This window comes from [Erwinia] mediterraneensis (assembly GCF_900604315.1).
GTDB classification, from domain to species: Bacteria; Pseudomonadota; Gammaproteobacteria; order Enterobacterales; family Enterobacteriaceae; genus Pantoea; species Pantoea mediterraneensis_A.
The window spans coordinates 1,018,133-1,033,065 of record NZ_LR026978.1 but is presented as its reverse complement, the minus strand read 5'-3'; the positions used below and the strand labels follow the sequence as shown (position 1 = coordinate 1,033,065).

Annotated in this window: 10 protein-coding genes and 1 pseudogene; 6 read left to right on the top strand and 5 right to left on the bottom strand. The window is 57.0% G+C overall.

The annotated features are described in order from the left end of the window. Window positions 1–232: 232 nt before the first annotated feature. Window positions 233–439, top strand: coding sequence for a DUF1107 domain-containing protein (locus tag E0E17_RS04825; RefSeq protein WP_130832034.1), 207 nt, complete (start codon window positions 233–235; stop codon window positions 437–439). A 30-nt stretch (window positions 440–469) separates the two neighbouring features. On the opposite strand, the gene paeA is transcribed toward E0E17_RS04825, so the two are convergent. Continuing rightward, window positions 470–1,792: a polyamine export protein PaeA gene (gene paeA / locus E0E17_RS04820; protein ID WP_130832032.1), complete on the bottom strand. Its 1,323-nt coding sequence runs from the start codon at window positions 1,790–1,792 to the stop codon at window positions 470–472. Between the two features lie 491 nt (window positions 1,793–2,283). Between paeA and tamA the strand changes: the two genes are divergently transcribed. From tamA to E0E17_RS04805, 3 genes are read left to right on the top strand one after another with little or no spacing between them, the layout of a single operon-like run. Continuing rightward, window positions 2,284–4,023, top strand: a complete 1,740-nt coding sequence (gene tamA, locus E0E17_RS04815; protein WP_130832030.1) for an autotransporter assembly complex protein TamA — start codon at window positions 2,284–2,286, stop codon at window positions 4,021–4,023. Then, window positions 4,020–7,790, top strand: a complete 3,771-nt coding sequence (gene tamB / locus E0E17_RS04810; RefSeq protein WP_130832028.1) for an autotransporter assembly complex protein TamB — start codon at window positions 4,020–4,022, stop codon at window positions 7,788–7,790. The genes tamA and tamB overlap by 4 nt, the downstream gene beginning before the upstream one ends. 2 nt (window positions 7,791–7,792) lie before the next feature. Then, window positions 7,793–8,137: a gamma-glutamylcyclotransferase family protein gene (locus E0E17_RS04805; protein ID WP_130832026.1), complete on the top strand. Its 345-nt coding sequence runs from the start codon at window positions 7,793–7,795 to the stop codon at window positions 8,135–8,137. A 50-nt stretch (window positions 8,138–8,187) separates the two neighbouring features. Here the strand turns inward: E0E17_RS04805 and ppa are convergent, their stop codons facing one another. Together ppa and E0E17_RS04795 are read right to left on the bottom strand one after the other, a co-directional pair. After that, a complete protein-coding gene (ppa, locus tag E0E17_RS04800; RefSeq protein WP_130832024.1) occupies window positions 8,188–8,718 on the bottom strand; it encodes an inorganic diphosphatase in 531 nt (176 codons plus the stop codon). 101 nt (window positions 8,719–8,819) lie between these two features. Further along, window positions 8,820–9,269, bottom strand: coding sequence for a DUF441 domain-containing protein (locus tag E0E17_RS04795; RefSeq protein WP_130832022.1), 450 nt, complete (start codon window positions 9,267–9,269; stop codon window positions 8,820–8,822). A 247-nt stretch (window positions 9,270–9,516) separates the two neighbouring features. Here E0E17_RS04795 and E0E17_RS04790 point away from each other — a divergent pair, with 247 nt between their 5' ends. Next, window positions 9,517–11,079, top strand: coding sequence for a methyl-accepting chemotaxis protein (locus tag E0E17_RS04790; protein WP_130832020.1), 1,563 nt, complete (start codon window positions 9,517–9,519; stop codon window positions 11,077–11,079). 40 nt (window positions 11,080–11,119) lie between these two features. On the opposite strand, the gene fbp is transcribed toward E0E17_RS04790, so the two are convergent. Next, entirely contained in the window at window positions 11,120–12,127 is a 1,008-nt protein-coding gene (gene fbp, locus E0E17_RS04785; RefSeq protein WP_130832018.1) for a class 1 fructose-bisphosphatase, read from the bottom strand. A gap of 168 nt (window positions 12,128–12,295) precedes the next feature. Here fbp and mpl point away from each other — a divergent pair, with 168 nt between their 5' ends. Beyond that, window positions 12,296–13,648: a UDP-N-acetylmuramate:L-alanyl-gamma-D-glutamyl-meso-diaminopimelate ligase gene (gene mpl / locus E0E17_RS04780; RefSeq protein ID WP_130832016.1), complete on the top strand. Its 1,353-nt coding sequence runs from the start codon at window positions 12,296–12,298 to the stop codon at window positions 13,646–13,648. A 999-nt stretch (window positions 13,649–14,647) separates the two neighbouring features. Here the strand turns inward: mpl and E0E17_RS20595 are convergent. Continuing rightward, window positions 14,648–14,872 (bottom strand): annotated as a pseudogene (locus E0E17_RS20595) (DUF3106 domain-containing protein); the annotation flags it as partial. Between the last annotated feature and the right edge of the window lie 61 nt (window positions 14,873–14,933).

Genomic DNA, 14,933 nt, shown 5'->3' with positions numbered 1-14,933 from the left:
GAAGCTTTTGTTACTACTGACACAATTCTGTAACGAGCAAAGGTTTATACTGCATTATGTGAGCCGGTTAACACAGTCTCCGGTAACGAAGTGTCAATTCAGTAAAAAAATTCATTTTTCGGAACATTGCCAGAAAAGGATGTTCTATAGTTTTATCCGCACTTTGCGCTTCAGCAGTCCGTACCCTTTTGGCCACGGCGGAGCGTACTGAAACTGTACAGGAGTTAGAACAATGAAAATCTTCCAGCGCTATAATCCGCTGCAAATTGCGAAATATGTAAAAACGCTGTTTCGAGGAAGGTTGTATATCAAGGATGTGGGTGCATTTGAATTTGATAAAGGTAAAGTGCTGATCCCGCGCGTGAAGGACAAACAGCATCTGAGCGTAATGTCAGAAATCAACCGCCAGGTGTTGCGTTTGCAAATGGAATATCGTTAAGAAAAAGGGCGCCGACGGCGCCCTTGAACGTTACTCTTCCGGGGTTTTGGTTACGTTCAGCACCGGCGGACGTTCATCAATACGCGTCACCAGCAACTGGTCGATGCGATAACTGTCAATATCGACCACCTCAAACTTGTAGCCGGAAAACTTCACGAAGTCGGTACGCTTCGGAATTTTGCGCAGCATATACATCATAAAGCCGCCGATAGTCTCGTAGTTGCCGGACTGAGGGAAGTCGTCAATATCCAGTACGCGCATCACGTCATCAATCGGCGTGCCGCCTTCCACCAGCCAGGAGTTCTCATCACGCGCGACGATCTGCTCTTCCAGCCCCTGGCCGACCAGATCGCCCATCAGGGTCGTCATCACATCGTTCAGGGTGATAATCCCTACCACCAGCGCATATTCGTTCATGATCACTGCAAAGTCTTCGCCCGCGGTTTTGAAACTTTCCAGCGCCTCTGACAATGTCAGGGTATCAGGCACGATCAGCGCCGAACGGATCTGCACGCCGCTGTTCAGCGCCATGCTCTGATTGCCCAGCACGCGCAGCAGTAACTCTTTCGAGTCGACATAGCCCACAATATGGTCAATATCGCCGTCGCAAACCAGGAATTTGGAGTGCGGATGTTCAGCGATTTTGGTTTTCAGGCTGAGCTCATCTTCGTGCAGATCAAACCAGATAATATTTTCACGCGAGGTCATGGAAGAGGGGACGGTACGGGATTCCAGCTCAAACACGTTCTCGATCAGCTCATGTTCCTGCTTACGCAACACGCCCGCCAGCGCGCCCGCTTCCACCACCGCATAAATATCGTCTGAGGTGATATCATCTTTGCGCACCATCGGGATATTGAAGATGCGGAAGAAGTTGTTCGCCATGCCGTTGAACAGCCAGACCAGCGGACGGAAAACCAGCAGGCAAAAGCGCATCGGGTTGATGATGCGTAGCGCAATGGTTTCTGGCGCGATCATACCGATACGTTTGGGCGTCAGATCGGCAAAAAGAATAAACAGGCTGGTGACGATGGTAAATGAGCAGATGAAACTGAGCTGGTCAGCCAGTTCCGGCTCCATAAAGCGTTGAAACAGGCGGCTGAAAGCGGGCGAAAAGGCCGCATCGCCTACGATACCGCCAAGAATCGCTACGGCATTGAGACCAATCTGCACCACGGTAAAGAAGGTGCCGGGAGTTTCCTGCATCTTCAGCACGCGCTGCGCGTTAATATTGCCCTGGTCAGCCAGCAGCTTCAGTTTGATTTTGCGTGCAGCAGCAAGCGAAATTTCCGAAAGAGAGAAAAAGGCGCTGATTACGATCAGCAATATAATGACAAGCAAGCTATCTAACATAAAACATCCGTAGGTTTATACACTTGTCATTTTTGGCCTGGGCAGCGCGGGAAAGAGTGCACATATCTGTGCTCACCAGTCGAACAGGCTATCCGTGCCAAAAATGTCTGCGCCAATTCGACAAGGTTGATTGATGTCGGGGCAGAAATGAAGCCAGGCGCAAGGCCTGTGGTGGCTGATTATAGCAGCAGCCATCCTGTCACCGCCAGAGGGCAACCGCGCCTGAATTGCTGAAAAATTGCACTTCATAGCCACCGCTACGCCAGGATTAATCTGAGTGCGACACATCCACCTCCGCTAAAACCGCTCCGTTGTTGTATCGCTCGCCGCATTTATTGACAATGGGTCACGATTTGGCCGTCGCCCTGCGATTACCTCTCCTGCGGGGCGCAAGTGCGGCTATGCTGTTGGTGACGTCAGAGAGAGGCTGGGCACTGACAGAAGATTCACGCCCTGGGGAACAGAGGCAGATATGATTAACGGGAGTAAGTGTGCCACGATTTCATCTCTATTGCATGGTCAGCCTTCTTGTCGCCGCGCCTGTTGTGCAGGCCGCAACCGTGCGATTGCAGCTGGAAGGCCTGACCGGGGACGTACAGAAAAATGTCAGGGCACGTCTGTCCACCATTGGCAGCGATGAGGTTTCGAACGATGGGCGTTTCCGTGCCCGGGTGTCGGAGGCGATAAAAGAGGGATTACGTGCGCTGGGCTACTATGAGCCTGATATCGATTTTGAATCGCGTCCGGCCCCTGCTGCTGGCGGCCGTCCGGTGCTGATCGCCCGCGTCACTCCCGGACCGCCGGTGAAAATTGGCGGCAGCACCATTGTGGTACGCGGCGAGGCGCGGGACGATCCTGACTATCAGGAGTGGGTTAAGCAGGGACGACCCGCGGTGGGGAGCCAGCTTAACCATGGTGACTACAGCAAATTTAAAAATGGCTTCTCAAACCTGGCGCTGCGTAACGGCTACTTTGACGGTGATTTTAAAACCAGCCAGCTTGGCGTGTCGGTGGAGCGGCGCGAAGCGTTCTGGGACATTGATTATGACAGCGGGCCGCGCTACCGCTTTGGCGACGTCAGCTTTCAGGGATCACAGATTCGCGAAGAGTATTTGCAGAATCTGGTGCCGTTTGAGAAGGGCGAAAAATACAGCTCGCGTGAGCTGGCGGAACTCAACCGGCGGCTCTCCGCCACTGGCTGGTTTAATTCCGTGGTGGTGGCGCCGGAATTTGAGCAGGGGCGGCAAACCAAAGTGCTACCGCTCAGCGCGGTGGTCTCCCCGCGAACTGAAAACACCATTGAAACCGGGGTGGGCTATTCGACCGATGTCGGCCCGCGTCTGAAAACTACCTGGAAAAAACCGTGGGTGAACGATCGCGGCCATAGCCTGGCTGCCAGCGCCTATATTTCCGCGCCGGAGCAGCAGCTCGATCTCAGCTACAAAGTACCGCTGCTGAAAAGCCCGCTGGAGCAATATTATCTGCTGCAGGGCGGCCTGAAACGCACTGATCTTAACGATACCAAATCGGATTCCACCACCCTGGCGGTGTCGCGTTACTGGGATAACAGCAGCGGCTGGCAGAAAGCGATCAACCTGCGCTGGAGTCTCGATCACTTTACCCAGGGCAGCGTGACCAACACCACCATGCTGCTCTACCCGGGCGTCAGCGTAAACCGTACCCGTTCACGCGGTGGCCTGATGCCAACCTGGGGCGATTCGCAACGCTACTCCATTGATGTATCTGATACCACCTGGGGCTCCGATGTCGACTTTATGATCCTGCAGGCGCAAAACGTCTGGATCCGTACCCTTGCGGATAAGCACCGTTTTGTGGCGCGCGGCAATCTCGGCTGGATCGAAACCAACGATTTCGAGCGGGTGCCACCGGATCTGCGCTTCTTTGCCGGTGGCGACCGCAGCATTCGCGGTTATGGCTACAAAGAGGTCTCGCCACGCGACGAAGAGGGCAAACTCACCGGCGCCTCCAAACTGGCGACCGGCTCGCTGGAGTATCAGTACAACGTGAGCGGCAAATGGTGGGGCGCAGTGTTTGTCGATTCGGGTGAAGCGGTGAATGATATCAAACAGAGCAATTTCAAGACCGGGGCTGGTGTCGGCGTACGCTGGGCGTCGCCGGTTGGCCCGATTAAGCTGGATATTGCCCGCCCCATTGGCGATGACAAGGAGCACGGGTTGCAATTTTATGTTGGACTGGGGCCTGAACTATGAAGCTGTGGAAAAAGGTCCTGATCGGGATTCTGATTTTTTTCGTGCTGCTGCTGGGCGGCATCCTCTTTCTGGTGGGTACCACGCCGGGTCTGCATCTGTTGCTGAACGGAGCGTCGCGCTGGGTGCCCGGGCTCTCTATCGCTCAGGTTGAAGGGGGCTGGCGTAATCTGAAACTGGGCGGATTGCGCTACGATATGGCGGGCGTCAGCGTCAACGCCGGGGAGTTCCGCCTGGCGCTGGATACCGGCTGCCTGCTGCACTCCGCCGTCTGTGTCAACGATATCAGCTTACGTGATGTCAGCGTGGTGGTGGACAGCAGCAAAATGGCACCTGCCAGCGAAGCCGCGCCGGAAGAAGAAGAAAGCGCTGGCGATCTCAGCACCCCTTATCCCATCACGCTGCGTCGTATTGCGCTGCACAACATCAACGTCAAAGTGGACGATACGGCGATCTCGCTGCTGGATTTCACCAGCGGCCTGCAATGGCAGGATCGCGCGCTGCAGCTGACGCCAACGCATATTCAGAGCCTGCTGGTCGCGTTGCCGAAAGCGGCGGAGGTGGCGAATGAAGAGGTGGTGCAGCCGAAGGTGCAGCAGCCACAACCGGAGGAGAAGCCGCTGGGTGAAACTCTGCAGGCGATGTTCGCCAGACCGCTGCTGCCTGAACTGCCCGATTTTCGCCTGCCGCTGGATATCGAGGTGCAGGAGATACTGGGTGAGCAACTGCGTATTACCGGCGATACCGATATTGCTATCAATCGCCTGCTGCTGAAGGCCAGAACCCGGGATCGTCTGCTGCAGCTGCAAACGCTGGATATCGACGCGGCGCAAGGCCTGTTAAATGCCAGCGGCGAGGCGAGGTTGGCGGACAACTGGCCGCTGAACTTTACCCTGAATGGCGCGCTGAATGTTGACCCCATTAAAGGGGAGAAGATCAAAATGACGCTGGGCGGGGCGATGCGCGATGAGATGACGCTGGCGCTTAATCTCTCCGGACCGGTGCAGGCGCAGCTGGCAGCAGCGGCGCAGCCTGCCGTAGCCGGGCTGCCGCTCGACCTCACGCTGACCAGTCCGCAGCTGCGCTGGCCGCTCAGCGGCCCGGTGGCGTATCAGGCGGATAATCTCGATTTCCGCTTCAGCGGCAAAGCGACCGATTACGCGATGTCGTTGCGCACGGCGGTGAAAGGGGAGTCGGTGCCGCCTGCGGCCATTACGCTGGACGGTAAAGGAAACGTTGAACAGTTTAATCTCGATAAGCTGCGCGTCGGCACGCTGCAGGGCAATATTGATCTGACGGCGCTGCTGGACTGGAGCAAGGCGATCAGCTGGCACAGCGAGCTGACGCTGGCGGGGATCAATACCGCAAAACAGTACCCTGACTGGCCGGCAAAGCTGGACGGCAAGATCACCACGCGCGGCAGCCTGTATGGCGGCAGCTGGCAGATGCGGGTGCCGGAGCTGCAGCTGAAGGGCAACGTGAAGCAGAATGCGGTCAGCGCCCAGGGTTCGCTGTATGGCAACAGCTACAACCAGTGGGATATCCCGGGCATTCGCCTGGTGCTGGGACGTAACAACATTGATGTCAAAGGGGCGCTGGGCGACAAACTGAACCTGGACGCCACTATTGACGCGCCTCATCTCGACAACGCCTTGCCCGGACTGGGCGGCGTGGCGCAAGGCACCATCAGGGCGCGCGGCACGCTGCAGGCACCGCAGCTGCTGGCGGATGTCACTGCCAGGGCGCTGCGCTGGCAGCAGTTGCGCATTCGCCGGGTCTCGCTGAAGGGGGATGTCAGCTCGGGCGAGACGATCGCCGGCAAGCTGGCGTTGCGTATTGAGCAGCTGAAGCAGGATGCGCTGAGCGTCGGGCTGCTGACCCTTAACGCCGACGGCAATGAAAAACAGCATCAGCTGAATCTGAACGTGCAGGGCGATCCGGTCTCTGGTCAGCTGACGCTGAACGGCAGTTTCGATCGCGCCACTCAGCACTGGCAGGGCGCGCTGCGCGATACGCGTTTCGACACGCCAGTAGGCGAATGGCGCCTGACGCGGGCCATGTCGATTGATTATCTCAATGCCAGACAGACCGCAACCATCGGCACGCACTGCTGGCGTAATCCAGACGCTGAGCTGTGCGTGCCGCAGCCCATTGAAGCAGGCCCAAGCGGCCATGCCCGTGTGGTGCTGAACCGTTTTGATCTGGCCATGCTGAAGCCCTTCCTGACTGACGCCACGCAGCTGAGCGGCGTCTTCAGCGGAGATGCTAATGTCAACTGGACCGCCGACGGCAAGCTGCCCACCGGTAAAGTGGCGCTGAAAGGTAATGGGGTGAAGGTGACGCAGGATGTGCAGGGCAACCCGCTGCCGATCGCCTTCAGCACCCTGAATCTGAATGCCGCGCTGGATAATGGCCGCGCGCAGCTGAACTGGCTGATTCGCCTCGTCAATAACGGGCAGCTGGATGGCAACGTACAGATTAACGATCCTGCTAACCGGCGTACGCTGGGAGGGAACGTTAATATCCGCAATATTTCGCTGGCGCTGCTTAACCCGGCGCTGATGCAGGGGGAAAGCATTCAGGGCAACCTGAACAGCACGCTGCGTCTTGGCGGCAACCTGAAGCAGCCGCAGGTGTTTGGTCAACTGGGATTACGGGATGTGGATGTTGAGGGCAGCTTTATGCCGGTCGAGCTGACCGCCGCTAACCTTAATGTGGCCTTTAACGGCATGAGCTCCACGCTTAACGGCGCGATCCAAACGGCCCAGGGCAGTATCAATCTGAACGGCAATGCCGACTGGAGCCAGCTCGATAACTGGCGGGCGCGTATTGCGGCGCAGGGCAGTCGGGTACGGGTGACCGTGCCGCCGATGGTGCGCATGGATGTGTCGCCCGATCTGGTGTTTGAAGCCTCGCCAGCCGCTTTTAACCTCGACGGCAGCGTCGACATTCCCTGGGGCCGTATTATTGTCCAGGAGGTGCCGGAGAGCGCGGTGGGCGTTTCGTCCGATGAGGTGATGCTGGATAAAAATCTGAAGCCGGTTGCGCCGAAAACCGCGGGCATTCCGATCAACAGCAATCTGGTGATCCATGTGGGTAATAATGTGCGTCTCTCGGCCTTTGGGTTGAAAGCGCGCCTGAATGGCGACCTGAAGCTGGTGCAGGATAAAACCGGTCTGGGCCTGAACGGACAAATCAATATTCCGTCGGGCAGCTTTAAAGCTTATGGTCAGGATCTGCTCGTGCGCAAAGGCGAGCTGCAATTTGCCGGGCCGCCGGACCAGCCTTATGTTAACCTGGAGGCGATTCGTAACCCGGATGCCACCGAGGATGGCGTCACCGCCGGGCTGCGCGTCACCGGGCTGGCGGATGAGCCGAAGGTCGAGGTCTTCTCCGATCCGGCGATGTCGCAGCAGGAAGCGCTTTCCTACCTGCTGCGCGGCCAGGGACTGAATACCGACGGCGACAGTAACGCCCTGACTTCAGCATTGGTGGGTCTGGGGGTTGCACAAAGTGGTCAGGTTGTGGGTAAAATCGGGGAGACTTTTGGCGTCAGTAATCTGGCCCTGGATACCACCGGCGTTGGCGACAGTCAGCAGGTGCAGGTCAGTGGCTATGTGCTGCCGGGTCTACAAGTAAAATATGGTGTTGGCATATTTGATTCACTGGCGACCTTAACCTTGCGTTATCGCCTGATGCCCAAACTCTATTTGGAAGCCGTATCCGGCGTGGATCAGGCTCTTGACTTGCTTTATCAGTTTGAGTTTTAGCAATGCGAATAATCGTTTATGGCACTTTACGGCGCAAGCAGGGAAACAGTCACTGGATGACCAACGCGCAATGGTTAGGGGACCATCAGATTGAGGGCTATGAGCTTTACAATCTGGGGCTCTATCCCGGCGTGATCGCGGGGGATGGTCAGGTTTACTGTGAGGTATATCGTATCGATGCCTCCACCCTGGCCGAACTCGATGCGCTACGTACCCGGGGGGATGAGTATAAGCGGCAGCTGATACCCACGCCTTACGGCAGCGCCTGGCTGTATGTTTATCAACGCTCTGTGGCAGGTTGTCAGCGCATTGTGAACGGCGACTGGGTGCGGCGTGACGAAGCATAAATAAAAACACCGTCCAGTGGACGGTGTTTTTTTATGCGGCGGCGAAAAAATTATTTCTTTTGAGCGCGCTCGAAAGAGGAAATGATTTCCGCTTTAGCAGCTTCAGCATTATCCCAGCCATCCACTTTAACCCACTTGCCTTTTTCCAGATCTTTATAGTGCTCAAAGAAATGGGTGATCTGGGCGCGCAGCAGCTCTGGCAAATCGTTCACGTCTTTCACGTGATCGTACTCTTTGGAGAGTTTGGTGTGCGGTACGGCAACGACTTTGGCGTCTTCACCAGACTCATCGGTCATTTTCAGTACGCCAACCGGACGGCAACGAATAACGGAGCCGGGCTGCAGCGGATACGGGGTTGGAACCAGCACGTCAACCGGATCCCCATCCAGAGAAAGGGTGTTGTTAACGTAGCCGTAGTTGCACGGGTAGAACATGGCGGTAGACATAAAGCGGTCTACAAACAGGGCGCCAGACTCTTTATCGACTTCATATTTGATCGGATCGGCGTTGGCCGGGATCTCAATGATGACGTAAATATCTTCTGGCAGCTCTTTACCTGCAGGCACCTGGTTCAAACTCATCTGTTATTCCTTCACTAGTCGTAAGTTGAGTGACGGCTATTATAGCCAACTGACTCTGAAAGTATGCCCTCTTTTTGGCCTTTCGGAATGCTCCCCGGCACTCATTTTTGCGTCACGAACAGGGAGACAATGCCGGCGGCAATCAGCGGCCCGACCGGTACGCCGCGGAACAGCGCAACGCCAATAATAGTGCCAACCAGCAAACCCCCGATCACCGACGGCTGGCTGCTCATCAGATTCACCCCACGGCCGCCAAGCCAGGTGACAAAAATCCCCACCGCGATAGCCAGCAGCGATTTCCAGTCAGTAAAGGATTTCAGCAAGGCGGAGGCGGGCATGCTACCGCTGGCCAGCGGTGCCATTACCGCAATGGTCAACAGAATGATCCCCAGCATAATGCCCTGCTTTTCTATATAGGGAAAAAACTGCGCCAGCGGCGTGATCTTGATCAGTAACAGCACCACGATGGAAATAGTGACGGCATTGTTATGTACGAAATAGCTCAGAATAGCGAGGCACACCAGTATCAGTGTGGAGGCGTAGGCAGCCATAATATCTCCCTGCAGGAATAAAATATTGGTCAACCGCGAGACTACGCGGTGAACAGCCGTGTCGTAACAGCGCTTGTTTGTGGTTATCAATACGCTTTTGATCAGGCGCAATGCGTAACGCGCCCGTACTGTTAATTTATTACCCTGCTAACAATTAATAAAGTTAAAGTTTTTCCGGCAAGCGCCGATATTCATACCGTTTTAGGGGTACTGGATTCTGCCTTGCTGACGTTAAGGGAAAACTTTTATGTTAAGACAAATTTCACTACGCACGGGTTTACTGTTACTGCTTGGATGTATGACGCTGCTGCTGCTGGCGGTGAGTTATATGGGGATAGTGGCGATTAACGCAGGAAATCGTTCACTGGAGGTCGTTAACCGTATTGAGGGTATTGAGCTTAACAGTCTGCATCAGAGCAACAGCGATTTGCTACGCGCCAGAGCCACGGCGGCGCTGGCGGTACGAAAAATTGAAATTGGTCTGCTGGATGAAGGGGCGAGTACGGCGCAACAGGCCAGCGCCGATGTCGCCGCCTCACAACAGCAAATGAAGCGTTTTATTGCAGCCGGTACCGTTACCGCACACGGTAAAACGCTGGCAAATGCTGTGGCGTCCAGCTTCAACGCCTATCTGCAACAGGGCATTACGCCGATGATGACGGCATTGCAGAAACAGTACACCGATGAGTATTACACCGTGCTGGAGGGTGGCCTCTCCCGGCTCGCCACCGACTATGCCAAAGCCGTTGATGATTTCAGTGTCTATGCCGGTCAGGTAACCGAGGCACAGCTGCAGCAGGCGGCGCACAACGAAAGGATGATGAAAATCCTGTTTGCGGTTGCTGGCGTGCTGACGCTGCTGTTAATGGCCATCGCCTGGCAAATCCTGCGCAGCATGATGCTGAAGCCGCTCGACCGCGCCATTCTGCATCTGGAGCAGGTCGCTGAAGGGGATCTGTCGCAGCCGCTGCCGCCTGTCAGCAACAATGAGTTTGGTCGCCTGAACCGGGCGCTGGGCGCGATGCAGCAGGCATTACGCGCCTCGGTCAGCCAGGTACGCGAGGCGAGTCTGCAGATTGATGTTGGCAGCCGCGAGCTGGCCGCAGGCAACAGCCATCTGTCACAGCGCACCGAAGAGTCCGCCGCCTCCCTGGAGCAGACCGCTGCCAGTATGGAGCAGCTGACCGCCACGGTGCGCCAGAATGCCACCAATGCGCAGCAGGCGCATCAGCTTGCCAGCCAGGTGTCGGACACCGCCGATCGCGGGGCGGAAGTGGTCTGTTACGTGATGGAAAAAATGCAGGAGATTACCCAGAGCGCAAATCGCATCGGCGATATTCTTGGGGTGATCGACAGCATCGCCTTCCAGACCAATATTCTGGCGCTGAACGCGTCGGTGGAAGCGGCGCGTGCCGGTGAGCAGGGCCGCGGCTTCGCGGTAGTCGCCAGCGAGGTGCGTAACCTGGCGCAACGCAGCGCCAATGCGGCGAAGGAGATCCGTACCCTGATTGCGGAATCGCAGTCGCGGGTGAAAGAGGGTAGCGATATGGCGACGCAAGCCGGTGAGACGATGGATGAAATCTCCAGTGAGGTGATGCGCGTAACGGCGCTGATGAAGGAGATCTCGACGGCGTCCAGCGAGCAGAGTCGCGGCATTGAGCAGGTGAATCAGGCCGTAATCCAGATGGATGAGGCGGCGCAGCAGAACGCGGCGCTGGTGGAGCAGGCAAACGCGGCAACCCGGTCGCTGGAAGCGCAGTCGCGCCAGCTGCAGGAAACCATGGCGCTGTTTCGCGTAAGCGCCGCCTGATCAAATAAGGGCGCGGTTGCCCGCGCCCTTATGCTGGTGATTATGCCTGTTGCTCGTCAGGATATTCACGCAGAAAACGTTCTACGTCTTCCATCATATCCCGGTTGCCCACAAAGAACGGGCAGCGCTGGTGCAGGGTTTCTGGCTGGAGATCGAGAATACGGGTTTTACCGTCGCTCGCTTTACCACCTGCCTGCTCAGCAAGAAATGCCATCGGATTGCATTCATACAGCAGACGCAGCTTGCCTTGCGGATGGCTGGCGGTGCTCGGGTAAAGATAAATACCGCCTTTCAGCAGGTTGCGATGGAAATCAGCAACCAGAGAACCGATATAACGCGAGGTGTAAGGACGCTGCGTCGCTTTATCCTCTTCCTGACAGAACTTAATATATTTCTTCACGCCCTGCGGAAAACGGATGTAGTTACCTTCGTTAATTGAGTAGGTATACCCTTTTTCCGGGTAAGTCATACGTTCCTGGCTGAGACAGAAAACGCCGAGTGAAGGATCGTAGGTAAACGCATGTACGCCACAACCGGTGGTATAAACCAGCATGGTAGACGAACCGTAAACCACGTAACCGGCGGCAACCTGTTTATTACCGGGTTGCATAAAGTCCGCTTCGGTGACGGGCGTGCCCGGCGGCGTCACACGACGGTAGATAGAGAAAATCGTACCCACAGACACGTTGACATCGATGTTAGAGGAGCCATCCAGCGGATCCATCAGCACCACATATTTGCCATTTTCTACGCCTTCGAAGATAACGAATTCATCTTCTTCTTCAGAGGCGATGCCTGCCACGATGCCGCGCGCTTTCAGCGCTGCTTTCAGCTTTTCGTTAGCAAACAAATCCAGCTTCATCTGCTGTTCACCCTGAACATTTTCCACACCGCTGGTGCCGAGAATATCCACCAGACCCGCTTTGTTAATATCGCGGTGGATAATTTTTGCGCCCAGTTTGATGGCGGAAATCAGCGCCGTCAGCTCACCGGTGGCATGTGGAAAGTCGTGCTGCTTTTCGACGATAAATTCGCCTAACGTTTTCATAACACATTTCCTGAATCTTCAATGAAGTGGCAGCACAGTTAACAAACTGCCAACGTATGCCCACGCAGTTTAGCCGATTGAACTTCAAAAACCATAGTCCTAATCCGTTTCTTCCGTTTGCGCTCGGGGTTACACTGTGCGCCGAACTTTTGAGTAATGGATCTCTTTATGCGTATTCACATCCTTGGGATTTGCGGCACTTTTATGGGCGGGCTGGCGATGCTGGCGCGTTCACTGGGTCATGAGGTGACGGGCTCGGATGCTAATGTATATCCGCCGATGAGCACACTGCTTGAGCAGCAGGGCATTGTATTAACCGAAGGTTATGATGCCAGTCAGCTTGAGCCGATGCCGGATCTGGTGATTATCGGCAACGCCATGACGCGCGGCAATCCCTGTGTGGAAGCGGTGCTGGAACGCAATATTCCTTATCTTTCCGGTCCGCAGTGGCTGCATGATTATGTGTTGCGCGATCGCTGGGTGCTGGCAGTGGCCGGTACGCATGGCAAAACCACCACGGCGGGCATGGCCGCATGGATTCTGGAAGCCTGTGGGCTGGAGCCCGGTTTTATTATTGGCGGTGTGCCGGGCAACTTTGACGTTTCGGCCAGGCTCGGCAACAGCCCGTTTTTCGTGATTGAGGCGGATGAGTATGACTGCGCCTTTTTCGACAAGCGCTCCAAGTTTGTTCATTACGCGCCGCGCACCCTGATTCTTAACAACCTGGAGTTTGACCACGCGGATATTTTTGACGACCTGCGGGCAATTCAGAAGCAGTTCCACCATCTGGTGCGTATCGTGCCGGGGCAGGGCAAAATCCTGCTGCCGGAGCATGACAGCAACCTGAAGCAGGTGATGGCGATGGGCTGCTGGAGCGAGCAGGAGAGCGTGGGTGACGGTGGTCACTGGCAGGCGAAGAAGCTGACGCCGGACGCCTCACACTGGGAAGCCTGGCTGGATGGCGTCAAAGTGGCTGAAGTGAGTTGGGCGCTGGTGGGCGAGCATAATATGCATAACGGCCTGATGGCGATGGCAGCGGCGCGCCACGTGGGCGTGAAGCCGGAAGATGCGGGCAGGGCGCTGAATGATTTTATCAACGCCAGACGCCGTCTGGAGCTGCGCGGTACGGTCAATGATATCAAGGTATATGACGACTTTGCTCATCATCCAACGGCCATTCTCGCAACGCTTTCCGCTTTACGCAGCAAGGTTGGCGGCACCGCGCGTATTCTTGCCGTGCTGGAGCCGCGTTCTAACACTATGAAGATGGGCGTGAATAAAAACGAGCTGGCGCCTTCGCTGGCGCGCGCGGATGAGGTTTTTCTCTTCCAGCCGCACCATATTCCATGGCAGGTTTCAGATGTGGCGGAAGCCTGCATGCAGCCCGCCCACTGGAGCGCTGATATCGATGCGCTGGTGGCGATGGTGGTTAAAGCGGCACAGCCAGGAGACTCGATTCTGGTGATGAGTAACGGCAGTTTTGGCGGGATCCATCAGAAGCTGCTGGAACGACTGGGGTAAGAGGGAGCCTGTCGGCGGAGGTTACCGCAGCCTGCGGGCTGGCTGCGGAGAAGATTTCGTTCGCCAGAGCGAACCGGCAGTTTCAGCCCCGCCTGCTGCGGACGACCGACAAGGGGGCGCCAGTCGCCGCGCCCCCTTGACCCCGGGCTTGCGGCCCCCTTCATCGCCGCTGCGCGGTCCCTTCGCGTCTTCAGGATTTCAACCGGACCGCCCGGGACGCGCCCTCCCTGGCGCGACCCGTCGCTCTCGCCGACGTCCTGTCGGCGCGTCCTGAAATCCTTCCTCCGCTCAGCGATGAAAAGGCCGCACCACGGCCCCGCTGTACGGCCAGCAGCCGTTCTTTCGACTGCGTCATAGCTGAAAGATTGAAGGGAGGCTGTTCTGTTACTTCCGGGTTCGCACTGCGTTCTCCTTCTTTATTTCTCCGGAGTGGGGAAAACCGCACTGAATCAGCCTGTTAAAAACTTCCAGACGATCCCATACGCAAAGAAAATAACGAGGACTTACAGACGGCTCCCCGGTTCCGGCTTCCGGGGCGCTGAGGAGGGAACGACGGCCAGGACGAGCCGCAGGGATGCGGCGAGAGCGAAGGGCCGCGTCGGGAACGCGTCCCGAGCGGTCCGTGGGACGGCGTGAGTGACGAAGGGACAGCGCGCAGCGCTGCGCCACGGCAGCCGGTCGCGGGGATTGTTAAGAGGCCGGCGAAAAGGCCCCTTAACCCGGCCGCGTGTGGCGCAGCCACTGAAACTGCCGCACGCCTGGCGGGCGGAACTGTGCGGCCTTCCCCTCACCCTGGCCCTCTCTGGGGGGAGAGGGACTGCTCCGTGCGGTCTTTGCCCTCACCCTGAGCCTCTCCCGGAGGGAGAGGGGACTGCTCCGTGCGGTCTTCGCTCTGACCCTGACCCTCTCCGGGGGGAGAGGGACTGCTCCGTGCGGTCTTCGCCCTCACCCTGACCCTCTCCCGGAGGGAGAGGGGACTGCTCCGTGCGGTCTTCGCCCTCACCCTGACCCTCTCCCGGAGGGAGAGGGGACTGCTCCGTGCGGTCTTGCCCTCACCCTGACCCTCTCCCGGGGGGAGAGGGAACTGCTCCGTGCGGTCTTCGCCCTCACCCTGACCCTCTCCCGGGGGGAGAGGGGAATAGTCCGTGCGGTCTTTGCCCTCACCCTGACCCTCTCCCGGGGGGAGAGGGGACTGCCCCGTGCGGTCTTCGCTCTGACCCTGACCCTCTCCGGGGGGAGAGGGACTGCTCCGTGCGGTCTTTGCCTTCACCCTGACCCTCTCCCG